Below are 26,433 nucleotides of genomic sequence, written 5' to 3'. Positions count from 1 at the left end.
TCCCTTTCAGCAGGCCAAATCAAGGCGCGTATTTGACAAAAGAACGATGTTCTTGCCGACCATCGTTCTGTCGCTGAATGATACCGTCTTCAGCTGCGCAGTTCGCGTCGCAGGATCTTGCCGACATTGGTTTTTGGCAGCTCTGTTCTGAACTCGATCTGGCGTGGGCGTTTGTAGTTGGTCATGTTCTCAGCACAGAACGCCTTGAGTTCTTCTGCCGTCAGGTTCGGGTCTTTTTTGACTACGAATAGTTTAACGGCTTCACCGGACCGTTCATCTGGAATGCCAACCACGGCGCATTCCAGCACGCCGGGATGTGAAGCGACCACTTCTTCGATTTCATTGGGATACACGTTGAAGCCGGAAACCAGGATCATGTCCTTCTTGCGATCAACGATTTTGGTGTAACCGCGCTCATCCATGAAGCCCATGTCGCCGGAGCGGAAGTAACCATCCGCTGCCATGACCTTGGCGGTTTCATCCGGTCTTTGCCAGTAACCGGCCATGACTTGCGGGCCACGAATGCAGATTTCGCCAACCTCGCCAAATGGCAGGCTGTTATCGTTTTCATCCCGAATATCCACTTCGGTGGACGGAATAGGCAGGCCGATGGTGCCCGTGAAATCGTTGACATCCAGCCGGTTGACGGTGGCGACCGGTGATGTCTCGGACAGACCATACCCTTCGCTGATCGGGCGGCCGGTTACCGACATCCAACGTTCCGCCACGGGTCTTTGAACAGCCATGCCGCCGCCGAGCACAAGAAGAAGCTCGGAGAAATCAAGCGTCTTGAAGTCGTCATTGTTCAAAAGTGCATTGAACAGGGTGTTGATGCCGGGGAATACGTGAAAGCGATGATGGCGCATTTCCTTGATCAGCGCCGGAATATCACGCGGATTGGCAATCAGCACGTTGTTAGCACCCAGTGCCACGCCCATCAGCGAGTTCACCGTCAATGCAAAGATGTGGCAAAGCGGCAGGGCGCAGAGGAAAGTCATGCTTTCCGGGCGTTGTTTGCCGGCCAGTGCCGAATCAAGCCACAGCGAAATCTGCGCCTTGTTGGCCAAAAGATTGTTGTGCGTCAGCACCGCACCCTTGGAGATTCCTGTGGTACCGCCGGTATATTGCAGAAACGCCACGTCTTCTGGTGCAATATCGGTATGCACCATTTTCAAGCGGTTCGCCTCCTTCATCATGTCCGTGTAGCGGATCGCACAGGAGATCGACCATTTGGGCACGATCTTCTTGACTCGGCGCAGCACGAAATTGATCAGGATACCCTTGGCGCCGAACACGTCACCAATCGAGGCAACAACGACATTTTGAATATCGGTGCCGATGATGGCCTGCTGGGCCGTATGGGCAAAGTTCTCCAGTACAAACAGGACTTTTGCACCGGAATCCTTCAACTGATAGGTCAGTTCACGGGCGGTGTAGAGCGGGTTGATGTTAACGACAATCATGCCTGCCCGCAAAATACCGTAAACAGCAATCGGGTTTTGCAGGATATTGGGCATCATCACCGCAATACGGTCACCCTTGCGGAAACCGTGGGCCTGCAGCCAGGCTGCGACCTTGCGTGTTTCCTGTTCAAGTTCAGCGTAGGTGATCGACTTACCCATGCTGGTGAAGACTTTGCGGCCAGCATAAGCGGCGCAGTTTTTCTCCATCAGATCGCGCAAGGAGTTATAAGCCGATGACGGAATTTCCGCTGGCACACCTTCCGGATAGGAAGCAAGCCACGGTTTATCCTTTGCAGAACCTTCAGGTTTAGTTTTGAACGCGTCGTTCATGCCGCTCCTCCCAGCGTAACTTATCGCACAGCGTTTTGTGTGAGGCAAATAGCTGTCACCCGCTGTCCATGCCGTTCCGGTCCTCCAACCGAATTAGCTGCCTGATCAAAATGTATGTAACTCTAACGTACACGTCAATCTCACTGTAACGATTGTTACAGTCAAAAATACGCGACCGGATTACGCAATTTGGACCGGTGCTGACGGATGGCGCAAGAGGCGGTGGCAAACATCACCCTTTCGACGTGTCTATTTCGGTAGGGACTACAATTTTCCGCCGAAAATCCGCTTTCGTGCCCATTCGCCCGCGGGTTGGTTTTGACTTTAATCCTGATTTGCGCGATCAACAAAGAATATCGGCCTGTATGCATGGAATAACGTGAATGACTGTCGCTGCACTTGAGTTGAAAAACATCGGTAAACGGTTTGGTGCGACCGATGTGTTGAACAACATCGATCTCACGGTCAACAGCGGTGAAATCATCTGCCTGGTCGGGCGTTCCGGTTGCGGCAAGTCGACGCTTTTGAGAATTATTGCCGGTGTTGAAACTCCGGATCAGGGCACGCTCATGATGAATGGCCGGGAGATTGCCGGGCCGTCGTCATTTGTCGAACCTGAAAACCGCAATATCGGCTTCGTCTTTCAGGATTATGCACTCTTCCCGCATTTGACCGTTGAGCGAAATGTGATGTTTGGACTCAAGGGCGTACAGAAGGACGAGGCACGTGAGCGTGCCAGTTCCCTTATCGACCATGTCGGACTGCGGGCATTGGCGACGCGTTATCCACACACGCTCTCCGGTGGTGAACAGCAGCGCGTGGCGCTGGCAAGAGCGCTTGCTCCACGTCCGGCTATTCTGCTGATGGATGAACCCTTTTCCAATCTCGACCGTGGCCTGCGTGACAGCGTGCGCGAAGAGACGCTTTCATTGCTACGTGGTCTTGGCACTACGGCTATCATGGTCACACATGATCCCGAGGAGGCGCTGTCTGCCGGTGATCGTGTAGTGCTGATGCAGCAGGGCCAGATCGTGCAAACCGGCAGTGGATATGATCTACACGACAGACCAAATTGCCGTTATGCGGCGGATTTCTTCTGTGCCTTCAATAAGGTCGATGGCGTCATTCGCAATGGCCGGATTGAAACCGGGTTGGGTGCCTTTACGACGCCTGAAAAACTTCCCGAGGGTGCGCAGGCCGTTGCCTATATTCGTCCCAGTGCCATTTCCCTGTCGGCAAACGGTGCGATGAACGGCTCGGTAGAAGGTGTTATTTCCGGCAGAACCTTCCTTGGCGAGATCGAGCAACTCAATATCCAGGTGCCCGGCATGAGTGAAAATCTGCGCGTGCGCAGCATGGATCGCCTGCCTCAAGGCGTGGATCGTGTGCAGCTTAAGGTGAAGCCGGAAACGGTTCTTGTTTTCATCTAGGGTTGTATTTGCGTTGGTATCCTCTTTGTTTTTGGTGCGCTATCAACTTAAAGTGAGTATTTTATCCGAATTTGCCAGCGCATAAACTTGACATCAGTTGTCATGTATGATGCAGACCGCCTGTAACTTTTCTTAGGAGTACAGGGGATTAAGATGAGCAAAGTCATTTCTTTCAAGACAGCACTTCTCGCAAGCGTGTTCATGGCGGGTGCAGCTCAGGCAACTGAACTGAACATCTACACGACCCGCGAACCGGCTCTTCTTCAGCCGCTTCTCGATTCCTTCACCACCAACAGCGGCATCAAGGTCAATACCGTATTCCTGAAAGACGGTCTGGCTGAGCGCGTTCTGAGCGAGGGCGCCAGCTCTCCTGCAGACATCCTGATGACCGTTGATGCTGGTAACCTCGTTGACTTGGTTGAAAAGGGTGTGACGCAGGCCGTTGATTCCGCCGTTCTCAAGGAAGCCGTTCCAGCTGAACTGCGTAACGCCGACGGCAACTGGTTTGCACTTTCGATGCGCGCCCGCGTTCTCTACGCTGCCAAGGACCTTGATCTGGCGTCCTTCAACTATGAAGACCTCGCTGATGCCAAGTGGAAGGGCAAGGTATGCATTCGTTCTGGCCAGCACCCGTACAACACGGCCCTGTTTGCTGACTACGTCGCCCATTACGGTGCAGAAGAAACTGAAAAGTGGCTGGCTGGCGTCAAGGATAACCTGGCTCGCAAGGCTGGTGGCGGTGACCGTGATGTTGCCAAGGATATCCTCGGCGGCATTTGCGATATCGGTATTGCAAACTCCTACTATGTTGGCCTGATGCGTTCGGGCAAGGGTGGTGAAGACCAGGTCAAGTGGGGCGAGGCGATCAAGGTCGTTCTGCCAACCTTCAAGAACGGCGGTACGCAGGTCAACATATCGGGCGCTGCTGTTGCCAAGAACGCGCCCAACAAGGACAATGCTGTAAAGCTGCTTGAGTATCTGGTCTCTGCAGAAGCCCAGAAAATCTACGCGGAAGCCAACTACGAATATCCGGTCAGACAGGGTGCTTCTGTCGACCCGATCATTGCATCGTTCGGCGAACTGAAGATTGACAACAAGACGCTTTCGGAAATCGTTACCCACCGCAAACAGGCCAGCGAACTGGCTGAAAAGGTTGGCTTCGACAACTGATAATCAGTTTGTTACATGCTACCGAGGCGCTCGTTTTGAACGGGCGCCTTTGGCCGTTTAAAATGCTATTCGGCCAAGATGATAATTCCCACCTGAAGAGCAGGTCGATACGTGAGCCTTAACCCAGCCGTCGAATCCTCAAGCAAGGCCAGACGTCGTAAACTGGAAATCTGGCTGGTTGGCGCTGTGTTGATTGCGCTTTTGGCACTGGTGCCGGTTCTGGCGTTGCTTTTTGAAGCGCTGCAGGGCTCGCAAGGTCTGTGGGCGCATCTGGCATCATCGGTACTGGCAACGGCATTGCCCGACACGCTGGTTCTGCTCGTTGGCGTCGGGGTCATTGCCGGAGTTCTTGGAACACTTGCCGCCTGGCTGGTGGCCGCACATGATTTTCCCGGTCGCAAGATACTGGAATGGGCGCTGCTTTTGCCGCTGGCCATGCCGACCTATATCGTCGCTTACGCCTATCTCGACATCCTGCACCCGATCGGTCCGGTGCAGGAATTGATCCGCTGGGTATTGGGTTACTCCAGCCCGCGCGAGTTCCGACTGTCGGATATTCGCTCGACCACTGGCTGCATCATCCTGCTCAGCTTCGTGCTGTATCCTTATGTCTACATTCCCGTGCGGGCGATGTTCATGACGCAGGCGGGCAATCTGATCGAGGCTGCACGTAGCCTTGGCGCGTCTCGTAGCGGTGTCTTTGTACGGGTGGCAGTGCCATTGGCGCGTCCGGCCATAGCGGTTGGCATCAGCCTCGCACTGATGGAAGCGCTGAATGATATCGGTGCGTCCGAGTTTCTTGGTGTACGAACGCTGACGGTGTCCGTCTACACGACATGGGTCACCCGTTCCGATCTGCCGGGTGCATCGCAAATCGCCCTGTTCATGCTGTTCATCGTCGTTGCTCTTGTTGCCTTGGAACGGTGGGCGCGTCGCAGACAGCGGTATTCCGTATCTGCGCAGCGCAATCATCCGCTGCAGCCTCTGCGGCTATCCCGGCTCAAGGGCTGGCTGGCATTTCTCGCTGGAAGCCTGCCGATCCTGGTGGGCTTCGTGTTCCCGGCGATCTATTTGGTTATCGAAGCCTGGAAGCGCTTCCGCTTCAGCGGGCTTTCTCCCCGTCTCATCGGTGAGGCAGGCAATACGCTTGTGTTTGCAGGCGTTGCGACAGCCGTAACGTTACTATGTGGCATCATCGTTGTTTACGCCATGCGGCTAAGGCCCGGTGCAACCAGCCGGTGGAGCTACCGTTTGTCGACAATCGGTTATGCAGCACCCGGTACGGTGATCGCGATTGGCGTGTTGATCGCGCTCGGCGCTTTTGATCGCTTGGTCGATGTGACTGCGCAAAGTTGGTTTGGCGTTTCAACCGGTCTTTTGATGATCGGTAGCGGCGGAGCGCTGATCTTTGCCTATACGGCGCGATTTTTGACCATTGCTGCTGGTGGTGTTGATGCCGGTTTTAGCCGCATACCGCACTCCTTTGATCATGCGTCGCGAACACTCGGTCGCACTGCTGGTAGCACATTCCGTCATGTGCATTTTCCACTGTCACGGGCGGCGCTGGCCGCTGCAGGTTTGCTGGTGTTTGTCGACTGCGTGAAGGAGCTTCCGGCAACGCTTCTTCTGCGTCCGCTGAATTTTGAGACCTTCGCCACCCACCTTTATGGCGAGGCGGCACGCGGTACCTATGAGGAAGCGTCAATTGCAGCGCTGGCCATTGTTGTCATCGGTATATTGCCTGTGATCCTGCTTGCCCGCGTCGGTCGGATTGAAACCACCCGTCGATAAGGTTTCCTGGCCGGCAAAAAGACAGAATTGTTTCAAAACGGGACATCTCGCGTGGTTTGATATCAGCACACACCTCTTCCTGTGTCCTTTGTATTTTATTCATTAGGCAAGTCTAATTAAATGAAATGAATTAAAGGAACTGCTGATGTAGTTTCGCTTTCAATGGTTTGTAGCCGCTCGTGGCTAACAACATTTGGAGGAAGATCATGAAAACAATAACAAGCAGCCTTCTCGTCTCCGCCTGCCTTCTTATGCCCGTGGGTGCCTACGCTCTCGACATCAATGTTGGTGGTGAAAAAGGTGTGAGCGTCAGCGTCGATGCAAAAGACGGGCTGGATGCGGGTGCCTCGGTTGGCGGTCGTGATGGCGTTAATGCTGGCGCTTCCGTTGGTGGCCGCAGCAGTGGCGGTCTCGGTGCTGATGTCAGCGCATCGGTTGGTGGCCGCGATGGCGTTAATGCCGATGTCGGAGCCACGGTTGGCGGTCGCGACCTTGCCAGTGCCAATGCAAAAGCCTCGGTTGGCGGCGACCGTGGATTGAAGGCCAATGTCGGGCTGAATGCAGGAACTGGTGGTGTCAATCTGGGTGTGGGTCTCGGTCTTGGTGGCACCACTACGACGACACCTGGCACACCAGGAAACCCTGGCGTCAACAATCCCGGCACCAAAAATCCGGCCCTGCGTCGCGCGATAGTCGGCTACAACAACATGTCTCGTCCGGAGCAGATTCGGCTGGCACGTCGCTGTGTCGATATCCTTGGTAGCGGTGGTTATGATGCAGCGCTGACCCAGCTCTGCCGCATGATCCAGATGGCGTCGCGCTAAACCGCCCCTTGCTCTCACGTGACGTAAAACCCATCACCCGCAGATGTCTTTGCGGGTGATTTATTCGTCCTTCGACAGTTGCGAGTTGTTGATCAGGCGCCGCGCCGGCCCAGCGACATGATCCGCTGACGCAACATACGCGCAATACTGCGGGTGTTACGATACATATGGACCTGTGACGAAACTTGCCGCACATCGCGGTCGCTTTTCTGTGTCAAGCCGATGATCAATGTTCCCATCTCTTCACGCTCTTTCCAGAAGCGGCTCATAATGGGGTGATCTTCGACCGCGCAACTGTCGGTCCGTAAAATATTGGCGTCATCAAGGTGCCAGTCCGTCAGCTTCCATGTCAGCAGCTTGCCGGGCGAATATTTTGAGTAGTTTTCGTTGTAGGCCGTTTTCCAGGTGTAGGCTTCGCCTTGTGCCATCAGTACCACCATGGAGGCGATCGACTGTCCGTCGAGGTCGATGGTGTGAATACGGGCCGCATCGTTTTCTGCAAGGTTGTTGATGCCTTCACGCGCAAATGCGGCGCGGTAACGGTCATCCACCAATGCAGAGCGTTTGCGCCCCTTCCAGCCGCTGGCTTCCAATGCCAAAAATTCTTCCAGACGGAAACGAATGTCCTTTGGCTGACGGGCCACATTGTAGGTCAGCGTACCGACCTTCTCCAAAAGCCGCCACTGCCGGCGCATTTCGCGCAGGTGATTGGAGGCCAATGTTTCTTTCAGATAGGCGTCGCCATCCTCATAGCTTTGCAGCATCGGGCGTTGATGTTGTTCAGCGGTTGCCAGTGGCAGGTTGCGGCTGAGTGCTATGGCTTTCAGCATACGCGCAAACGGTCCATCCAGGCGCAGGTCCGGTAGAACGAGAACGTCGGGCAGATCGGCGCGGTCATCGCTTAAGGCGTCAAGCAGGGTGTCAATGGTTTCGGCCGCGGCTTCGGTATCCACCAGCGGCGTGCCAAGTGGTCCAAACGGATTGGCCCAGACACGAATAACGGATGGACCTATCGAAAAACCAGGCTTTTCGACCGAGAACGGCATCAGCAGGCGCATGCGGCTGCGCTGCTCATTGCGGTCGCGGATCAGCGCAAAACGCACAGCGCGCTCATCGATACGTGTCATGGCCGGTGCCAGAAGACGACCGGTGAAAAAGACGTTCGGTTCCATCACGCGGTTGGTGAGGAAGTCGAGTTCTTCTTGCAAGTCATAGCCCAGTTGTGCGGGATATATGCAGAACTCTCGGCCCTCGCGACCAATCTGCAGGGTCTTGTCAGCAGAAGGGGCAACCGTATCGCTCATGCCACTGGCCTTTGCGCCTGCTGGCGTCTCAACCGTTTGCATGTCGGTGGGGCGCTGGTTGGGGGTCATGATCATGCTGCCTTTTTCCGGTCGGCACGCGCAAATGGAAACTTGAAAGCAAACAGCACAATGCCAAGCGTATGGCGTACCGCGACATGCAACAGAACGGTTTCGATGACCGTAATTGCTGCCGTTGCAATTGCTGCTCCGATCAGTCCGTAAAGCGGCGTCAGGGTCAGATAGAGAATGATGCCGCACACCAGAGTTGCGACGTAAATACCAACACACAGTTTCTGGTGTCCGGTCATATTCAGCAGTGCCTCCGCCGGGCCAATACTGGCCTTGGCCAGGAAACCTGCAAACAGAATGAACATCAAACTATAACCCTGGGTGAAGGCGGGTCCGAAGAGAGAGAGTAACAGAGGTCCTGCCAGCAGTACACAGGCGCCGATACCGAGCGACGGCCAGAATGTCCAGCGCGCTGACTGCCCGGCAAAGGTGGATAGTCCTTCTCGGTCATTGTCGGCGATCAGGGCTGCAAAACGCGGTGATGCAGCAGCCTTAACGGCAAAAAAGACGAATTGTACCAGAATGATGGTTTTGGCGGCGGCGAAATAAATGCCGACATGATCGGGTGGCAGGTAAAAGCCGACCACCAATACATCTGCGTTGGTCATCATGAAGCCGATGCCGTCGATGACGAAAATCGGCAGGGCGAAGCGAAACCATTGACTGAAATGGATGGTTCTTTTGCCGCGATCGAATGTGTGATCCAGCCTCTTGCTGATCAGCAGCAGTTGCAGAACAGTTGTCGTGTAGGCGGCTGCCAATCCGGCAACCATTGCCGTTGTGGCAGTGTGAGGTTCGCCCGCCAGTATGGCGATCAGCATATAGATCAGGATCAAGAGCGGGCGTACGATGTAGGTTGGACTGAGAGCGGAAACAGGCCAGCCATTAGCTCTGGCCGTGCCATCCAGCACATCACCGAGTGCGATCATTGGCAGGATCAGGGCGCCCAGAAAGGTCGGAACCAGATAATAGTCCGGTATCATGTCGCCGAAGAAATACAGGAAGGCAGCACCGGCTGCGGCCATCAGACTTGCAGAGACGAGTGCAAAAATACGCGCTGTGGCGGTCAGGCCGCGGATCAGATGGTTGTCGCCCGCTGCCTTGTATCCCGGCAGAAAACGGATGACGGTGGCGTGGAAACCGAGACAGGACATGTTGCCGAGCAGAATGACCATGACCCAAACAAAGGCGAAAATGCCGTAGTCAAATTCACCCATCAGGCGGGCAAGCATGATCTGCGATACGAAGGCAATGCCAGCACTGATAATGCGGATCAGGAAGGCGATCAGCGCCATGCGTTGGGCGCGCGTTGCTTCGGTTTCGCCGGATAAAATTCGTGCGGTTCCGAGCCTTACCGCTGCGACTTTGCAGCGAAGACTATCGGGCAGGATTTTTTCCGCCGCATAGAGAACCGTCATGATGGTCACGCAATAATTCCAAAGCCACCGGGCTATGCGCAGCCTAGCCTGCGCCAGTTAACGAAGGGTATTGGCTGCACAAAATTGATGTGTTTTCGGTACCTTGCACGTCAAGGTTTTTGCGGACGGGACAGGCTTTATTTTCGACCTGTTTCAGGTTTCCGGCATGAAAGGAACGGGTTGTTTGCGGCGCGGGAAAAGTCCCAGCACCAGAATGCATCCGGTAATGATAACAACGGCACCACCCAACTGCAAAACTGAAAGTGGTTCGTGCAATACCAGCGCACCAATCAGCACCGCTATAATGGTAACGGCAAACTCCACGCTGATGGCCTTGGTGGCTCCGATCTTGGAAACCAGCCAAAAATAGGTGATGTAAGTCAAAGCACTCATCACCATGGCAAGCGTGAAAAGATAAAAGAAATCAACGGGTCCCGGTATCGCGCGGAAGGGGACAGCGAGCAGCAGCGGCAATGTGATAAAGCCGCCGGCCAGAAATGAGCCGATGGTGATTTCCCACGAACCGGTGCCTTTCAGGCTGCGGCTGGCATAGTTGCTGCCAAAGGCAGCGCAGATGCAACCGACAAGGCAGGCACCACAGCCAAGCACGAAGGACAGTGTAACTGGTACGGTTGGAAAACCAACCAGCAGGATGATGCCGCCGGCGCCGAGCAGCAGCCCGACCAGCCCCTGTACTGTCATTTTCTCAAGTCCCCAGAACTGGCTGATCAACATGGAGAACAGGGGAATGGTGGCAACGATGATTGCGGCCATCGCAGTCCCAATCAACGGAGTGCCGTAGGACAGGCCGACAAGCTGACCAGCAACAGTGGTCGCGCCCACAATGGCAAAGGCACGCCATCCCGCGTCGAAGTTCAGTTTACGGCCGGTCAGCTTTGCGATCAAAAGCAACATTAGGCTGGCAATGAAACAGCGGGTTGTCACTGCGCCCACCCAGCCGAATGTTTCGACAACGCGTAACATCAACAGGAATGACAAACCCCACGCAACAGCGAGAAAAATGTATGCGGCGATTGCACCCGGTTTCATAAGACTATCCAGAAAGAGAGGCGGTTCTGGCGGCACAGTTATGAGAGCCTTTGACAGGCGTCAATCAAATTGTATGCGGCGAGAATACCGCCCGACAACCGATGGCGCATGAGTGTCCCCCCTTGCGCCATCCTGACATCCGCGGGTCGTGTTGGCCGACCAATTATTCTTCGATCGTGTATTCGCTCAGTTCACACAGGTTCTGTGTGTCTTCCGTAGTGTCCAAGTCAGCGCTGCCTTCAAACTCGAAACGCATGTCGTATTCACAGACATCACGACCGTCAGTAATGGTGACAGTGCCGCTTTCACCGGGCTTGAGAACTTGGCTGCCAAACACATCGCCTTCCCAGTTATCTACACCCACAGGCGAAGTATAAAAATGGGTCAGCACAGAGTTCGTGCCATTGATGAGCTTGAACACAAGGTCTTCAGCCATCGAAGGCGTAGCTGCGGCCGCACAAAGTGCTGCCGTTACGATCGCAGTTTTGAAGTTGAACATGATTTTTCCATCCAGCTCATGAGCGAGCGGGTAATCATTAAAATAAAACCAACAAGAACTGGTAAATCTGCCTACTGATTTTTCGCCCGATCCTGCGCAAGCGTCCTTGCTGTCCATGACAACAAAAAAGCCTGCAAACGAGGTTTGCAGGCTTTTTGATTTTTGTCGCGGAACAGGCAATCAGGCCTGATCAAAGACGCCGTGGCAATGTTTGTACTTCTTGCCGGAGCCGCAAGGGCAAAGCTCGTTGCGACCGATCTTGCCCCAGGTTGCGGGGTTGTTCGGATCACGATCTTCCGGGGCAACGTAAGCCAGACCCATTGCAAAAGCCGGTTCATTCATCTCGTCTTCGCCGGTATTCGGGTCTGCGTGATGAGCGGTCATTTCCGGCAGTTCGGCAGGCTGTGGTGGTTCCTGAACCAGTTCAACGCGCATCAGCTGGGTGGTGACGGCTTCGCGCAGATTGGCAAGCAGTGCCTGGAACAGTTCGAATGCTTCGGCCTTGTATTCCTGCAGCGGGTCGCGCTGGGCATAACCGCGGAAACCGACGACGGAGCGCAGGTGATCGAGGTTGACGATGTGCTCGCGCCACAGGTGGTCGATGGTCTGCAGAAGGATAGAGCGTTCGACATAGGTCATCAGCTCTTCGCCGAAACGCTCGCGACGGTCTGCTGCGTATTTTTCGGTGGCTTCCGTGATGCGCTGGAGAATGTCATCTTCAGCAATGCCTTCTTCCTTGGCCCAGTCTTCGATAGGCAGATCAAGGTTGAGGAACTGGGCAACACCGGCCTTCAGGCCAGCGGTATCCCACTGTTCGGCATAAGCATGTTCTGGAATGTGCTTCTGCACCAGCATGTCGATGACTTCGCTGCGCATGTCGGCAACGGTTTCGCTGATGTTCTGTGCATCCATCAGTTCCAGACGCTGGTCGAAGATCACCTTACGCTGATCGTTGAGAACGTCGTCGTATTTCAGCAGGTTTTTACGCGTTTCGAAGTTGCGGGCTTCAACCTTCTTCTGGGCGCGCTCAAGGGCCTTGTTGATCCAGGGGTGGACGATTGCCTCACCATCCTTCAGGCCAAGTTTCTGCAGCATGCTGTCCATGCGCTCGGAGCCGAAGATGCGCATCAGGTCATCCTGAAGCGACAGGTAGAACTTCGAACGGCCCGGGTCACCCTGACGACCCGAACGACCACGCAACTGGTTATCGATACGGCGGCTTTCGTGGCGTTCTGTCGCGATGACGTAAAGACCGCCAGCAGCCAGTGCTTTTTCCTTGAGAACCTTGATCTCTTCGCGGATCGCCTTTTCTTTTGCGTCGCGCTCGGCGCTTGGCTCCATACCGTCGAGTTCGCGCTCAAGACGCATGTCGACGTTGCCGCCAAGCTGAATGTCGGTACCGCGACCAGCCATGTTGGTGGCGATGGTGACAGCGCCGGGAACGCCGGCCTGTGACACGATGTAGGCTTCCTGCTCGTGGTAGCGGGCGTTCAGAACCTGGAAATTCTCGAAACCAGTCTGACGCAGCATCGTGGCAAGCAATTCCGATTTTTCAATCGATGTGGTGCCAACCAGAACCGGTTGATTGCGGTCATGGGCTGCGCGGATTTCGGTGATGATCGCCTTGTATTTCTCTTCACCGGTCCGGTAGATCTCATCATCCTCGTCGATACGCTGGATCGGCAGGTTGGTGGGAACTTCGATAACATCGAGGCCGTAGATGTTGCTGAATTCTTCCGCTTCGGTCGATGCCGTACCGGTCATGCCGGCAAGCTTCTTGTACATACGGAAGTAATTCTGGAAGGTGATCGAGGAAAGCGTCTGGTTTTCCGGCTGGATCTGAACCTTTTCCTTGGCTTCAAGCGCCTGGTGCTGGCCTTCCGAATAACGGCGGCCTGGCATCATACGTCCGGTAAATTCGTCAATGATGACGATCTCATCATTGCGGACAATGTAGTCCTTGTCGCGTGTGAACAGCTTGTGAGCCTTCAACGCGTTGTTGATGTGGTGAACGATTGCAACGTTCTCGACATCGTAAAGCGATTCACCCTTCAACAGGCCAGCAGCGCGCAGCAGGTTTTCCAGCTTTTCGGTGCCTTCCTCGGAGAAGTTGGCCGAACGTTGCTTCTCGTCGATTTCGTAATCGGCAGCATCAAGCAGAGGGATGAAAGCGTCGATCGTGTTGTAAAGATCGGAACGGTCATCAAGCGGGCCGGAAATGATCAGTGGCGTCCGCGCTTCATCGACGAGGATCGAGTCCACTTCGTCGACGATGGCGTAGTGGTGGCCGCGCTGAACCATCTGGGCGCGATCATATTTCATGTTGTCGCGCAGATAGTCGAAACCAAGCTCGTTGTTGGTCGCGTAGGTGATATCGCAGGCATAGGCCGCGTGACGCTCTTCGTCGGAAAGACCATGCACGACGATGCCGGTGGTCAGTCCAAGGAAGCTATATAGCCTGCCCATGATGGTGGCGTCGCGGGAGGCGAGGTAATCGTTAACCGTCACCACGTGTACGCCCTTGCCCTCAAGCGCGTTCAGATAAACCGCCAGTGTTGCCACAAGCGTTTTACCTTCACCGGTCTTCATTTCCGAGATGGCGCCCTCATTGAGGATCATACCACCAGTCAGCTGCACATCGAACGGGCGCATGCCCAGAACGCGGCGCGATGCTTCACGGCAAACGGCAAAGGCCGGAATAATCAGGTCTTCCAGTTTCTTGCCATCTGCAAGCTGCTGGCGGAATTCGACGGTCTTTGCGGAGAGCGCCTCATCGGAAAGAGCCTTAGTGGCTTCTTCCAGCGCGTTGATGGCTGCGATCTTGCTTTTAAACGAACGGACACGGCGTTCATTGGCCGAACCGAACAACTTGCGGGCGATGCCGCCTAGACTGACCATCTTGCTGGCCCTTTCTGAAGTGCCGTTTCCGCTTCGTGCTGCGACCGTCAGAGCTTTTCACAAACAAATGACGGCTTTCGCCCGGAAACGTATCTGGACGCGAGGTTGCGTGACAGATAAGAGGGGGGGCAAATGATGTCAACGGTTCTGCCGGTTACAGAATGGCCACAATCCAATGTTTGGAACATTTTCCAGCCGGAAGTGCCATGTGGAACCCGGCATAGTCTCCGAAAGGTTTATTATGTTGCGCTATAACAAAATTGCCGCCGCCGTAATCGTGGCGACGCTTGGCCTTCAACTTCCAGCTTTTGCGCAGGAAGACGCCGTTGTTGCAAAAGTGGGCGATCTGGAAATTCACCAGTCCGAACTTGATCTGGCAATTGCCAATCTCGACCCGCAATTTGCCCAGTTTCCCGATGAGCAGAAAAAAGTTGCAGCTCTGTCGTCCATCATCGATGTGAAGCTGCTGGTAAAGGATGCTGATGCGGAAGGTCTCAGAGACACCGACGCTTTCAAGAACCGCGTCAATTTCATCACTGAGCGCGAACTTCACAATGCTTACTTCCTCAAGCACGTTTCCGACGCCGTGACGCCTGAAGAGGTCAAGGCACGCTACGACAAGGAAGTCGCTGCGATGCCACAGGAGGAAGAAGTTCACGCCCGTCATATTCTGGTTGAGTCTGAAGACGTGGCCAAGGATGTCATTAAGCAGCTTGATGAAGGCAAGGATTTTGCTGAAATCGCCAAAGAGAAGTCCACTGATTCCAACAAGGATGAGGGTGGCGATCTCGGCTGGTTCGGCAAGGGCCGCATGGTGCCGGAATTCGAACAGGCTGCTTTTGCTCTCGAAAAGGGCGCTTACACCAAGACCCCAGTCAAGAGCCAGTTCGGCTTCCACGTGATCAAGTTGGAAGACAAGCGTATTGCACCGCCACCACCATTTGATCAGGTCGAGCAGCAGGTTCGCCAGATGGTTATGCGCGAAAAATATGTTGCGCTGATTGAAAAGGCAAAGACCGAGCAGAAGATCGACATCATGGATCCGGCGCTCAAGACTGGCTACGACGAAGTCAACAAAGCGCAGGACGCTGAGGCGGCACAGCCGCAGCCGCAGCCATAATCGATATTTCGCGGGGCGGTCATTACCGCCCCGTTTTCCATAGCCCCACCCCATTTCTGTCAGGTTCCGTCATGTCCGTTGCCGTTTCTCCGCTCGCTCCCAAATCCTATCCCGAAATGCCTTCCTTGCGCGGTGTGCGCATGGCAACGGCGGCAGCTGGCATAAAATACAAGAACCGCACAGACGTTTTGATGATGGTCTTCGACAAGCCGGCCAGTGTTGCCGGTGTTTTCACCAAGTCAAAGTGCCCGTCTGCGCCAGTTGATTTCTGCCGCGCCAACCTTGCACATGGCGTTGCCCGCGCAGTGGTCGTCAATTCCGGTAACGCCAACGCCTTCACCGGCGCAAAGGGCAAGCAGGCCACCACGCTGACGGCGCAATCTGCAGCTGCTGCTGTTGGCTGCGGCGAAAATGAAGTTTATCTCGCTTCGACCGGCGTTATTGGTGAGCCGCTTGACGCAACCAAGTTTGCAGGCGTTCTTGGCCAGATGCACAGTGACGCGACCGGTGATTTCTGGAAGCAGGCTGCTGAAGCCATCATGACCACGGACACTTATCCCAAGGTTGCAACCCGCACTGCCGACATTGGCGGCGTGAAGGTGACAATCAATGGTATCGCCAAGGGTGCGGGCATGATTGCGCCTGACATGGCGACCATGCTGTCGTTTGTAGTGACCGATGCCGATATTGCGCCTGAGGCACTTCAGGCGCTGTTGTCTGCCGGTGTTGGTCCGACTTTCAACTCGGTTACGGTTGATAGCGATACATCGACGTCCGACACATTGATGTTGTTTGCCACGGGTGCCGCTGCCGCTGATGGCCAGGCCCGTGTTGAAAAGGGCGACGATGCCCGCCTTGCGTCCTTCCGTGAAGCGCTGAATGATCTGCTCAAGGATCTGGCACTGCAGGTGGTTCGCGATGGCGAAGGCGCACGCAAGATGGTTGAAGTGACGGTCACCGGCGCGGAAAATGATGCCGCTGCCAAAAAGATTGCACTTTCGATTGCCAATTCGCCGTTGGTCAAAACAGCTGTGGCCGGCGAAGACGCCAATTGGGGCCGTGTCGTAATGGCCGTTGGCAAGTCCGGTGAAATGGCTGACCGCGACCTTCTGGCCATCTGGTTTGGCAATGTTCGTGTTGCCGTTAATGGCGAACGTGATCCGGCCTATTCGGAAGCGGAAACAACTGCGGTCATGAAGCTGGAAGATATTGCCGTGAAGGTGGATATCGGTCTTGGCAATGGCACCGCTACGGTTTGGACCTGTGATCTGACCAAGGAATATGTGGCGATCAACGGTGACTACCGGAGCTGATTTTGTGACTGTCGATAAGCCTAAAAATAATGTCAATTTTCCGCTGGTTCGCCGTTTAGAGGCGGTCAGCTTCCGTGCATGGCCAGCATCATCAGTTGTTTACGATGGCAGCTGGCAGGTGCGCATGACAGGTTCGCATCCTTCCAAGCGCATCAACTGTGTCGTGCCGCTGGATCCTTCGGATTACGGCAATACCGATATGCGGCTGGAAAAAGCGCGCAAGAGGTTCGAAGATTACGGACGGCCGCTTCTGGTGCGCGAAACGCCACTGATGCCACCGCAATTGCGCGAACATCTAAGCAAAAGCGGCTGGTCTGCCTTTGAAGAGGTCAAGGTGATGACCGCCGACATTTCAAGCGCGGAATTGCCGGAAACTATCTCACACTTGCCAAGCCAGGATGTCGGGCGTTTCGTTGAGGCTCACCTCAAGGTCTCTGGCGATGATGCCGGGCTGCGTCCGGCTATTGCCGAGATCGTCAGCTCGATCGTGCCGCCGCTTGGTCTGTTTATCAAGGAAGACGTCGAGGGCGAACCGCAGGCGACCGTCATCTGCGTACAGGACATCGATCTTGCCGGCATTCTCTCCTTGGATGTGGCAGAGGACAGCCGTCGTTTGGGTATCGCGACGCAGGTGCTGACTTCGGCGCTGCGTTGGGCGCGGTTGAGCGGTGCCAAGCTCGCTTGGTTGCAGGTGGTTTCAACCAACAAACCGGCGTTGGCACTCTACGAGAAATTCGGTTTCACCGAAGCCTATACCTATGCTTACTGGCGAAAAGGCGATGCGCAATGAGCGAAGCGGGAAAGAAGATCGTACTGGTTGCGGCTTGCGCGCTCGTTGACAGTGACAACCGTATTCTTCTGGCACAACGTCCTGAAGGAAAGTCTCTTGCAGGCCTTTGGGAATTTCCCGGCGGCAAGCTGGAAGCAGGAGAAACGCCTGAGGAAACACTGGTGCGGGAGTTGGAAGAGGAACTGGGCATTCGCACCAAGGTTGCCTGCCTTGCGCCGCTGACTTTTGCTAGCCATTCCTACGAGACATTTCACCTGCTGATGCCACTTTTCGTATGCCGTCGTTATGAGGGAATCCCCTACGGTCGCGAAGGTCAGCTGGTCAAATGGGTAAAGGTCAATGCACTGCGTGATTACCCTATGCCACCCGCCGACGAACCGCTTATCCCTTACCTTCAGGATTTGCTTTAGATCTTTCTAAAATTGATCGTCCGTTAATAGATCGTTTAGCACCATCTGGCACATTCCACTGTGTAGAATTGGTAAACGAGGCGTAACGATGAACGAGGATTTCTGGAAGACCGTAGAGGTCCGTCGGCCTTATTCTCGTAAGGCGCGCCAAACTGGCATTTTGAACATTGCCCTGCTGTTCGGTACGGCAGCCATTGCGCTGTCTTTGATCATCACACCGATGGTGGCTGGCAAGAATAGAGAGCCGCGTCTGGCGCAGGTTCCTGATAATTTCGACATGATTACCACCGGATCGATCAAGCCTGCTGCTTCGGTAGACGGCAAAAAAACCTATTCCATAAGGCGCAGTATTCTCCAGCAAACACCCGGTTCGGTTTGTATTGTTGAAGGCTATGGCAACGAAAGCGGCTGCTGATTGTACCTGCAGTGCGGCCGGGAGGCCGGTGCCGACATTATCGGCATGAAATGACCCTGTTCATATGTTCCGGCCGCAATTGCGCGCGCCGAAATGACGACATCATTCAAGCAGCAGCAGGCTCGGCTTGCCGGACAAGGAAAATCAATGCGCCAGCTTTTTGAGATGCTGCGTGATTGTAAGGGATCGACCGCTATTGAATATGGCTTGATCGGTGGCTTGATCGCTATCGCCATTATTCTGGGCTTTGGGGCGATCACCGAAAATCTGGGCAAGATATTCGATATCATCTATAACGCACTGGCAAGTTCGACGGCCTGAAAGCTCAGGCCGTTCTTCCTGTCGTTATTGCAACTTGTTCACCCTGCCATGCTCGGCATGACCGAGGTCAAAGCTTTATTTCCTTGGTTTTCAGGGCATCCGCCAACCGTATTTTTGCCGAGCCTGGCTTAAGCGGCTTCTGCTGGCTGTCATGGGGTGCCCAGCCTGACACATAAATGAATGAGAAGGTGGCGCGGATGCGACCGTCCGGATCGGAATATCGCTCAGCGTAAATCTCGGCAGCCCGCATGAAGAAGTGACGATTGAGCGGCGCACGGCTGCGGCCCATCAACGGATTGGCCATGCCCATGGCACGCAAATCACGCATCAGCGGGAAAATGGAATCGTAACGTACCGTATAGGTTTCGGTGTCGGTTACCGGCAGGGCAAAACCTGCACGTTGCAAGAGGGCGCCAACATCACGCACATCCGCAAAAGGAATGACACGCGGGCTGGCACCGCCCGTCAACTCGGCCTCTGTGCTGAGCAGCACGTCGCGCAATTCGGCAAGGGTACCGGCTCCAGGAATTGCCCCCATGAACAGGCCGTCTGGCTTCAATGCGCGTCTGATCTGGATAAAGGCACCGGGTGTGTCATTGGTAAGGTGTAGGCCAAGTGGCGACACGATAAGGTTGGCCGAGGCCTCTTCGAGTGGAAATTGCTCCAGCGAAGCGACCTGTACTGTTTCGCCTGATTGGGCGAAAGCGGCGTCTATTTCAACACGGTGTAACGTTTCGACCTTGCCGATCTGCATGATCCGTCGTGCGGTGATGCCGGTTGCGCCATGAAGTTCGACCGCTGTCTCAAACTGCCGCTCAACGACAACAAGCCGTTCGGCAATTTCATCGGCGACGATATCGAGCAGAAAAAGCGCCTTTTCATCCAGTGTGCGCAGGGCGCGTTTGCGATTGGCTTCAATCAGCCGCTGGTCGAAAAGTATGTCCATGGGATGGCCTTCAGAATATTTGCTTCGCAAAGGCACCCGTTCGAAGGTAATGTCAACATCATGGGGTCGGGCAGGTTACGTTTTTTATCATCGGGACCAATTGGACTGCTACGCCAATGGGGCAGGGCGGTAGTTGATATTGTCTATCCTCCACAATGTGCTGGTTGTGGCATTATCATCTCGCGAGGCGGTGCATTTTGCAGCGAATGCTGGAGTGGCATCGGATTTATCGAGCGTCCCTATTGCGAAATTTTGGGTCTACCATTTTCCAGTGATCCGGGCCCAGGCATGCTCTCTTCCGAAGCGATTGCCAATCCGCCACCTTTTGACCGTTTGCGATCAGCTGTCATTCATGAGGGCGCAGCACGCAAGCTCGTTCATCAACTGAAATATCTCGATCGGTTGGATCTTGTCAGCACGATGGCAGTCTGGATGCTGCGTGCCAGTGACGGCATGATCGAACAATGTGACTACATCATACCCGTGCCACTGCACCGGAGACGATTTATATCACGGCGCTTCAATCAATCTGCAGAACTGGCACGCCATCTGGCGGACCTTTCAGGAAAGCCTTTTCTGTCTTCATCCGTTATCAGGACCAAACCAACCAAACGACAGGTTGGCCTCACTGCAAAGGGGCGACAGGACAATATGCGAGGTGCATTTGCCTTTGCGCCGGGACGCGAACTGGATGTTGCAGGGAAAAGAGTGGTGCTGGTGGATGATGTTTATACCACCGGTGCGACCGTTTCAGCGGTATCGCGACTATTAAAGAAAGCGGGCGCCGCAGATGTCACCGTTTTGACCTTTGCAATGGCTATTTCCGGCCCTATATGACGGGGTGAACAGGCTGAAACGCCTTCCATTGATGATGTTGCATAACCTGGGGAAAACCTATGGCATCTGTCACGATCTACACACGCGATTTTTGCAGTTATTGCGCCCGCGCAAAGGCTCTTCTTGATGAGAAGGGCGTTGATTATGCGGAGTATAACGCGACTGTAACGCCAGAATATCGGCAGGAAATGATAGAGAAATCCGGACGTAATACGTTCCCGCAGGTCTTCATCGCTGGCCAGCATGTCGGTGGTTGTGATGATTTGCATGCCCTTGAACGGGATGGCAAACTTGACGCGTTGCTTGCGAACTGAGAACGGGATAGCGAGATGACTTTCAAGGCTGCCGCAATTCAGATGTGCTCCGGTGTTGATCCGGAGAAAAATGCCGTTGAGATGGAAAAGCTGATCCGTGAAGCGGCGGCCAATGGCGCTGTTTACGTTCAGACGCCGGAAATGACCGGTGCAATCCAGAAGGATCGCGTTGCGTTGCGTGCTGTCCTGAAAGATGAAGACACCGATATCATTGCAACGACTGCTGCAAGACTTGCCAAGGAGCTTGGTATTTACGTGCATGTCGGCTCAACGGCCATTGCCAGAGATGATGGCAAGATTGCCAATCGTGGTTTCCTGTTTGCGCCTGATGGTCAGAGGATCTGCACCTATGACAAGATCCACATGTTTGATGTCGATCTCGACAATGGTGAGAGCTGGCGTGAGAGTGCAGCCTATGAGCCGGGTACTAATGCGCGCGTTGCGACGCTGCCTTTGGCATCCTTCGGTTTTGCCATTTGTTACGACGTGCGTTTCCCGTCACTGTTCAGAACGGAAGCCGTTGCAGGCGCTGAGGTGCTGACGGTTCCGGCCGCTTTTACCCGCCAGACCGGTGAAGCACATTGGGAAGTGCTTTTGCGCGCCCGTGCCATTGAAAATGGTGCTTTTGTGATTGCCGCGGCACAAGCCGGTGTTCACGAAGACGAGCGCGAAACCTTCGGTCATTCGATCATCGTCGACCCATGGGGCAAGGTTCTGGCCGTTGCCGGTGGAGCAGGTGCGGAAATCATCTATGCGGAGATCGATCCTTCGGCAGTCGCCGCTGCACGTGGAAAAATCCCGAACCTCAAGAACGCACGTGATTTCAAACTGGACACAGTTAAAGCAGCGTCTTCAGCTGGAGGTGAGGCGGCTTGATCCGTTACTCGCTTAGTTGCGAAAAGGCGCATGAGTTTGAAGGTTGGTTTGCAGGCAGTGCCGATTTCGACCAGCAGGTCGAACGTGGTCTCGTATCATGTCCGGTTTGCAATTCTCTTCAGGTTACGAAGGCGCTGATGGCGCCTTCTGTATCTACTGCACGCAAACAGGATGAAATGCGCACCCTGGCGATGGATACAGTGCAAAAAGCGGTGCTGGCCAAGGTGAAAGAAACGTTGGCGGAAATTCGTGCCAATACGGAAGATGTCGGCGAGCGGTTCCCCGAGGAAGCCCGCAAGATCCATTATGGTGAGACAGACCAACGCGGCATTATCGGGCAGGCGACCTTGCAGGAAGCCCAGGCATTGGTCGAAGAAGGCATCGATATTGCGCCGTTGCCTGTTATCCCGGATGATGTGAACTAAACTTCATCCCGGATGATGTGAACTGAACTGCGTAAATCTTATGCGGGGCGTTTTGCCAGCAGCATGTAGTTTACGTCCATATCGCTGGACAGGTTCCAGCGATCTTGCAGCACATTGTAAAACACACCGGTGCGGTCAATGATCTGCAGGCCGCTTTCGGTCAGCGGCTTTTCCAACTCTTCCGGACGAACCAGTTTCTCATATTGATGCGTGCCGCGCGGCAGCCAACGCAGAATATTTTCAGCCGCGAAGATGGCGAGGGCGCGCGCCTTGAGCGTGCGGTTGATGGTGGCAGCAAACATCAGGCCGCCGGGACGTACCATGCTTGCACATGTTGTCACGAAGAAGTCGACATCCGCGACATGCTCCACCACTTCCATGTTCAACACCACATCGAATGTCTCGCCTGCTTCGTGAAGCTGTTCGGCGGTCACGGCACGATAGTCGACCGAGACGCCACTTTCACGGGCGTGGGTCGAGGCAATGCCTATATTCTTTTCCGATGGATCAGCGCCAACAACGTCCGCACCCATACGGGCAACGGGCTCTGAGAGCAGGCCGCCGCCGCACCCGATATCAAGAATACGAAGTCCGGCGAGTGGCTTATGGGATTTAGGGTCACGGCCAAATGCTTCGCAGACCTGGTTGCGAATATATTCGAGGCGCACCGGATTGAACTTGTGCAACGGACGGAATTTGCCGGTCGGGCTCCACCATTCTGCGGCCATGGCCGAAAAGCGGTCAACTTCCGTCTGGTCGATGGTCGTTTTTGCTGTTTCGTTCATCTGCAATGCTCCAAGCTGTTTGCGGACTGGAGTCCAATGATTGACGTGTGAAGTCAAGAGATACCTTTGGAACAACCTGACGGCCAGTTCGTTAACGCCGTAATAAAAGACTGAAAAGTCGGCATTTTCCAGACATCTGCGGCATGATATCACGCAGTTTGGAAGCAGAATTTTATCATCATCAAAAAATCCAAATTGCGTTCCAACGATGATTAAGAAGGATGCCGGAAATCGGCAGGCGGGCCTTGTCCAGGGAGAGAACGAACGTGAAGAAGAAATTATATGGTGCAATTGCGCTTCTGGCGCTTGTCGCCATGCCGGCGCTTGCGGAGGCGGCCACTCGAGGCTTTGCAACCGCAAACGTCAACATGCGCTCAGGCCCGAGCACCGCATATCCAGCGGTTGTGGTGATACCGGAAGGGGCACCCTTGGTCATTTATGGCTGCCTTTCCGACACGCCATGGTGCGACGTTTCATTCAGTCGTGGACGTGGCTGGGTAGCGGGCCGTTATGTTCAGGCCGAATATCGCCAGAACCGCGTTTATGTGGAACCACGTTATTACCGCGATCTGGGCGTTCCGATCATCACCTTCGATGTCGGTACCTACTGGGATCGCTATTATCGCGACCGTGATTTTTATCGTGATCGCGATCGTTGGAGCCGTCCGCGCCCACCTCGTAATGATTGGGGTGGACCACCTCCCGGCTGGAACAGACCTCCGCCACCACGCCCTGGCGATTGGAATCGCCCCCCACCACGTCCCGGTGATGGCAACTGGAACCGCCCGCCGCCGCCACGTGGTCCCAATGATGGCCGTTGGGAACAGCGTTACGGTCAGGAGTGGGATAGTGGTCAGCGTCCGCCGCGCCGTGATGACCGGCGCGACGATGACCAACGCAGCGACAACCGCAGAGACGATAACCGGAGAGACGATAATCGCCGGGATCCTCCGCGCTGGAGCGAGGACAGCCGGCCCGGTGGCAACAATGGCGATCAACCACGCCGCCAATATGATCCGGACCGCCAACGTGGCGGCGCCAATGATCGGGGCGAACCATGCATGCCCGGCATGCCAGGTTGCCGCCCGAGCATTTAATGTTTGACCAGAAACCAAGGCGGCCACAGCGATGTGGCCGCCTTTTTCATTGGGGTGGCTAGGTTTCTAGAGATCGACCGTAGCTTGTGTCCTGAAATCCACGCACAAAAAAACCGGCTAAAAAGCCGGTTTTGTCATTCGATTACAAATTGACTCAGCGGCTGGCGACCTGTTCCGGCTTGCCTTCGGAATCGAGCAAGGCATCGATACGCTGGCGTTCATCGGTAAATCTGGCAAGTGCATCGCCGCTCAGTGATTTTCCGCCGGGAAGACGAACCTTCATGGCATCTACCTTGGTGCCATTGACGATCAGTTCGTAGTGCAGATGGGCGCCGGTCGAAAGGCCGGTCGAACCGACATAGCCAATCACCTGACCTTGGGTGACGCGCGCGCCTTCTTTCACACCCTTGGCGATGGCGCTCTGGTGATTATAAGACGAGACATAACCATTGGCGTGGCGAATGAGGGTCTGGTTACCGTAACCATTTGCCCATCCGGCTTTCTCGATAACGCCGTTGCCGGTGGCAATAATGGGCGTGCCGCGCGGAGCTGCCCAGTCTGTACCGGTGTGCATGCGGCTGAAGCGCAAAACCGGGTGACGGCGCATGCCGAAACCGGAGGTCATACGACCGTTTGGCACCGGGTTTCTGATCAGGAACTGACGGATGCTCTTGCCGTCTTCATTGAAGTAGTCAACGCTGTTATCTTCCGGGTTCTGGAAACGATAGAACCTTGTTTCGTTGTCACCAAACTTGGCATTCACATACAGCAGTTCTGAATCGTCGGTGGCTTTGCCTTCTTTATCCTGTACGGAGAAGAAAGCTTCCAGCGTGTCGGTTGGACGCAACTGTGCCTGAAAGTCGACGCTGCTGGCTAGCAGCTTGATCATCAGGCCAATCATGTCCTTGTTCATGCCGTACGCAAGTGAGGCGCGGTAAATGCCGTCATAAACACGCGGCAAATCACGGTTTGCCATGGCGGCCGCCGGATTGCTCTCAAAAGCGCTCGCTACGGCATCCAGTTTCGGAGGCTCGCTTGCTTCTACAAACTGGCCTTTGTCATTGACCGCCACGGTGACGTCGTGCCGGTTTTTACGATAGACGCTGGCGCGGACGATTTTGGCGGCACTTTCGCCTTCACCTTGCAGAATGCCAACCCGCAATACGTCACCAGGTGCCAGTTCAGCAGAACGCAACAAAGGCTCAAGGCTGTTTGCAGCGGTATCGGCCTGTTCTTTGCTGTAGCCATTGGCTCCCAGAAGTTCGGCGATTTTGCTGACTTGACGAACCGGTATCACATCATCTGCATATTCAAGCTGGTTGGCGACAATTGTCTGAGGTGTGGAAACAGACATATTCTGTTCAACCACGCGCGCCGAAAGGCCAGCGGTAATGTCCACATCACTTTCGGACGTGTCGAAACGGCGTGGGTCGATATAATAGAGCGCAGCGAGCTGCTCATTGCCATCGGTCAAAATGGAGCCGTTTGATCTTACAGCTTCCTCAACCTCATCAATGCTCATTGCGCCTGCATAAGCAAAATCCGGGTTCTTCAACGGAAATGCCACGGTACGAAGGCTGACTTCTGACTCCACATCAGAGCCATAAATAGTGCCGGTACGGCTTGCCGCCGGTGGCGGTGCGCCATTGGCTGCAAAGATATTTAGGGGATCAAAGGCTGGATAATCATCCTGCGTCGCATAATTGGACGCGAGTGCGATCTTCACATGCGCAAATGGTACGCGGCGGACGACTTCCTTGTCGCCATCATGAATGACGGTTGACACTTCCAGTACGGAACGGTCAGACGGGCGCGCTGCAATATTGCTTTCAAGAATACGGCCGCCGCGACGTGTAACATCTGCTGATGCGCTGTTCATATCCGCTTTTGCAAAGGCTTCGGCAGGAATGGCCAATTGCTGGCGTCCGTCGAGAGCTGCAAACAGTGCAACGCCCATCAATATAGAAGAGGTGATACCGGTGAGAAATGTGCCGGACAGCCAACGCAGTGAAATCTCCCGGCGATCAGGCGCGCGACGCCCATCTGCCAGAATTGGAGGCTCATTGCCAAGCGAACGGATCGTGTTGCGGTCCGCTATCATGCTTGTTGCGACCAGTCTTTCATTTAATCTCCAGAAGGTACTGCCGAAGGTGTGCAACTTTCAATGCCGCGAGTCAAATGCGTAAGCTCTTACATATATACATATCAGCGCGGGACGATATTAACGCTCCTTTGACCATTGAGATGTGGCGGAGTCAGGGCAGAATAAAGGCAGACACATTAGAGATTTCGTATGTTCCCTTGTTTGCAGTGCATGTGAGTAGGGTCTAAAACTATCGTGGCGTGCGAAACGATCGAAAAACATACATTTCTCTAATAAAAACAGTAGTTTGTGTGATTTTATTATAAATATGAAAAAGGGCTGTTGACTTGTTTGTTTGGTTAGATTTATAAGTCCGCTCACTGAACGAGGGCGGCGGCGCTGCTGGCGACGGACTGCTTCGTTCTAGAGAAATCACGATAGATTGGCTTTTATGG

General features: G+C 54.6%; 24 protein-coding genes. 15 read left to right on the top strand and 9 right to left on the bottom strand.

The features are described 5' to 3' along the window. Positions 1–89: 89 nt before the first annotated feature. Positions 90–1,793 (bottom strand): long-chain-fatty-acid--CoA ligase, encoded by a 1,704-nt coding sequence (locus tag M2418_RS23065; protein WP_259149351.1) that lies wholly within the window; start codon positions 1,791–1,793, stop codon positions 90–92. Positions 1,794–2,176: 383 nt separating this feature from the next. On the opposite strand from M2418_RS23065, the gene M2418_RS23060 reads away from it, so the two are divergent. The 4 genes from M2418_RS23060 to M2418_RS23045 all read left to right on the top strand — a co-directional run bounded on the left by M2418_RS23060 (position 2,177) and on the right by M2418_RS23045 (position 7,008). After that, on the top strand, positions 2,177–3,223 hold the full coding sequence (locus tag M2418_RS23060) for an ABC transporter ATP-binding protein (RefSeq protein ID WP_259149348.1): 1,047 nt from the start codon (positions 2,177–2,179) through the stop codon (positions 3,221–3,223). 153 nt (positions 3,224–3,376) lie between these two features. Next, positions 3,377–4,393, top strand: a complete 1,017-nt coding sequence (locus tag M2418_RS23055; protein WP_259149347.1) for an extracellular solute-binding protein — start codon at positions 3,377–3,379, stop codon at positions 4,391–4,393. Between the two features lie 162 nt (positions 4,394–4,555). Continuing rightward, positions 4,556–6,184 carry an iron ABC transporter permease gene (locus M2418_RS23050; RefSeq protein ID WP_259149505.1) on the top strand — a complete coding sequence of 543 codons (1,629 nt, stop codon included), beginning with the start codon at positions 4,556–4,558 and terminating at the stop codon, positions 6,182–6,184. 206 nt (positions 6,185–6,390) lie between these two features. Then, entirely contained in the window at positions 6,391–7,008 is a 618-nt protein-coding gene (locus M2418_RS23045; RefSeq protein ID WP_250985611.1) for a hypothetical protein, read from the top strand. Positions 7,009–7,100: 92 nt separating this feature from the next. On the opposite strand, the gene M2418_RS23040 is transcribed toward M2418_RS23045, so the two are convergent. The 5 genes from M2418_RS23040 to secA all read right to left on the bottom strand — a co-directional run bounded on the left by M2418_RS23040 (position 7,101) and on the right by secA (position 14,246). After that, positions 7,101–8,312 carry a GNAT family N-acetyltransferase gene (locus M2418_RS23040; protein ID WP_259149504.1) on the bottom strand — a complete coding sequence of 404 codons (1,212 nt, stop codon included), beginning with the start codon at positions 8,310–8,312 and terminating at the stop codon, positions 7,101–7,103. 71 nt (positions 8,313–8,383) lie between these two features. Further along, complete coding sequence (locus M2418_RS23035) at positions 8,384–9,799, bottom strand: lipopolysaccharide biosynthesis protein (protein ID WP_259149503.1); 1,416 nt, start codon at positions 9,797–9,799, stop codon at positions 8,384–8,386. 153 nt (positions 9,800–9,952) lie between these two features. After that, complete coding sequence (locus M2418_RS23030) at positions 9,953–10,849, bottom strand: DMT family transporter (protein WP_259149343.1); 897 nt, start codon at positions 10,847–10,849, stop codon at positions 9,953–9,955. Between the two features lie 163 nt (positions 10,850–11,012). Further along, entirely contained in the window at positions 11,013–11,348 is a 336-nt protein-coding gene (locus M2418_RS23025; RefSeq protein ID WP_192491439.1) for a hypothetical protein, read from the bottom strand. 180 nt (positions 11,349–11,528) lie between these two features. After that, positions 11,529–14,246: a preprotein translocase subunit SecA gene (secA, locus tag M2418_RS23020; protein WP_259149341.1), complete on the bottom strand. Its 2,718-nt coding sequence runs from the start codon at positions 14,244–14,246 to the stop codon at positions 11,529–11,531. Between the two features lie 241 nt (positions 14,247–14,487). Here secA and M2418_RS23015 point away from each other — a divergent pair, with 241 nt between their 5' ends. The 6 genes from M2418_RS23015 (at position 14,488) to M2418_RS22990 (ending at position 18,615) form a co-directional block, all read left to right on the top strand. Beyond that, a complete protein-coding gene (locus M2418_RS23015; RefSeq protein ID WP_250985615.1) occupies positions 14,488–15,366 on the top strand; it encodes a peptidylprolyl isomerase in 879 nt (292 codons plus the stop codon). Between the two features lie 71 nt (positions 15,367–15,437). Then, the gene (gene argJ, locus M2418_RS23010) at positions 15,438–16,679 is read left to right on the top strand and encodes a bifunctional glutamate N-acetyltransferase/amino-acid acetyltransferase ArgJ (protein ID WP_259149336.1); all 1,242 of its coding nucleotides are present in this window, start codon (positions 15,438–15,440) and stop codon (positions 16,677–16,679) included. A gap of 4 nt (positions 16,680–16,683) precedes the next feature. After that, positions 16,684–17,469, top strand: coding sequence for an N-acetyltransferase (locus M2418_RS23005; RefSeq protein ID WP_250985617.1), 786 nt, complete (start codon positions 16,684–16,686; stop codon positions 17,467–17,469). Next, the gene (gene mutT / locus M2418_RS23000; RefSeq protein ID WP_192491434.1) at positions 17,466–17,879 is read left to right on the top strand and encodes an 8-oxo-dGTP diphosphatase MutT; all 414 of its coding nucleotides are present in this window, start codon (positions 17,466–17,468) and stop codon (positions 17,877–17,879) included. Before M2418_RS23005 ends, mutT begins: the two co-directional genes overlap by 4 nt. 88 nt (positions 17,880–17,967) lie before the next feature. Next, positions 17,968–18,294 carry a hypothetical protein gene (locus M2418_RS22995; RefSeq protein WP_250985618.1) on the top strand — a complete coding sequence of 109 codons (327 nt, stop codon included), beginning with the start codon at positions 17,968–17,970 and terminating at the stop codon, positions 18,292–18,294. A 147-nt stretch (positions 18,295–18,441) separates the two neighbouring features. Continuing rightward, a complete protein-coding gene (locus tag M2418_RS22990; RefSeq protein ID WP_250985619.1) occupies positions 18,442–18,615 on the top strand; it encodes a Flp family type IVb pilin in 174 nt (57 codons plus the stop codon). Between the two features lie 67 nt (positions 18,616–18,682). Here M2418_RS22990 and M2418_RS22985 read toward each other — a convergent pair whose 3' ends face one another. After that, positions 18,683–19,561, bottom strand: a complete 879-nt coding sequence (locus M2418_RS22985) for a methyltransferase domain-containing protein (protein ID WP_259149335.1) — start codon at positions 19,559–19,561, stop codon at positions 18,683–18,685. Positions 19,562–19,621: 60 nt separating this feature from the next. On the opposite strand from M2418_RS22985, the gene M2418_RS22980 reads away from it, so the two are divergent. Genes M2418_RS22980 through M2418_RS22965 form a run of 4 tightly spaced genes read left to right on the top strand, consistent with a single transcriptional unit; the run spans position 19,622 to position 22,013 of the window. Continuing rightward, a complete protein-coding gene (locus M2418_RS22980; RefSeq protein WP_259149334.1) occupies positions 19,622–20,398 on the top strand; it encodes a ComF family protein in 777 nt (258 codons plus the stop codon). Between the two features lie 59 nt (positions 20,399–20,457). Continuing rightward, a complete protein-coding gene (grxC, locus tag M2418_RS22975; protein WP_259149333.1) occupies positions 20,458–20,712 on the top strand; it encodes a glutaredoxin 3 in 255 nt (84 codons plus the stop codon). A gap of 15 nt (positions 20,713–20,727) precedes the next feature. Next, positions 20,728–21,588 carry a carbon-nitrogen hydrolase family protein gene (locus M2418_RS22970; RefSeq protein WP_259149332.1) on the top strand — a complete coding sequence of 287 codons (861 nt, stop codon included), beginning with the start codon at positions 20,728–20,730 and terminating at the stop codon, positions 21,586–21,588. Continuing rightward, positions 21,585–22,013 carry a DUF1178 family protein gene (locus M2418_RS22965; protein WP_259149331.1) on the top strand — a complete coding sequence of 143 codons (429 nt, stop codon included), beginning with the start codon at positions 21,585–21,587 and terminating at the stop codon, positions 22,011–22,013. Before M2418_RS22970 ends, M2418_RS22965 begins: the two co-directional genes overlap by 4 nt. A 38-nt stretch (positions 22,014–22,051) precedes the next feature. Here the strand turns inward: M2418_RS22965 and ubiG are convergent, their stop codons facing one another. Beyond that, positions 22,052–22,798 (bottom strand): bifunctional 2-polyprenyl-6-hydroxyphenol methylase/3-demethylubiquinol 3-O-methyltransferase UbiG, encoded by a 747-nt coding sequence (ubiG, locus tag M2418_RS22960; protein WP_259149330.1) that lies wholly within the window; start codon positions 22,796–22,798, stop codon positions 22,052–22,054. Between the two features lie 266 nt (positions 22,799–23,064). Here ubiG and M2418_RS22955 point away from each other — a divergent pair, with 266 nt between their 5' ends. Further along, a complete protein-coding gene (locus M2418_RS22955) occupies positions 23,065–23,895 on the top strand; it encodes an SH3 domain-containing protein (protein ID WP_259149329.1) in 831 nt (276 codons plus the stop codon). A 154-nt stretch (positions 23,896–24,049) separates the two neighbouring features. Here the strand turns inward: M2418_RS22955 and M2418_RS22950 are convergent, their stop codons facing one another. After that, positions 24,050–25,996, bottom strand: coding sequence for a M23 family metallopeptidase (locus tag M2418_RS22950; RefSeq protein ID WP_259149328.1), 1,947 nt, complete (start codon positions 25,994–25,996; stop codon positions 24,050–24,052). Between the last annotated feature and the right edge of the window lie 437 nt (positions 25,997–26,433).

The sequence above is a fragment of the Rhizobium sp. BIGb0125 genome (assembly GCF_024810055.1).
Lineage (GTDB): Bacteria > Pseudomonadota > Alphaproteobacteria > Rhizobiales > Rhizobiaceae > Agrobacterium.
This window is presented reverse-complemented; position numbering and strand designations above follow the sequence as displayed.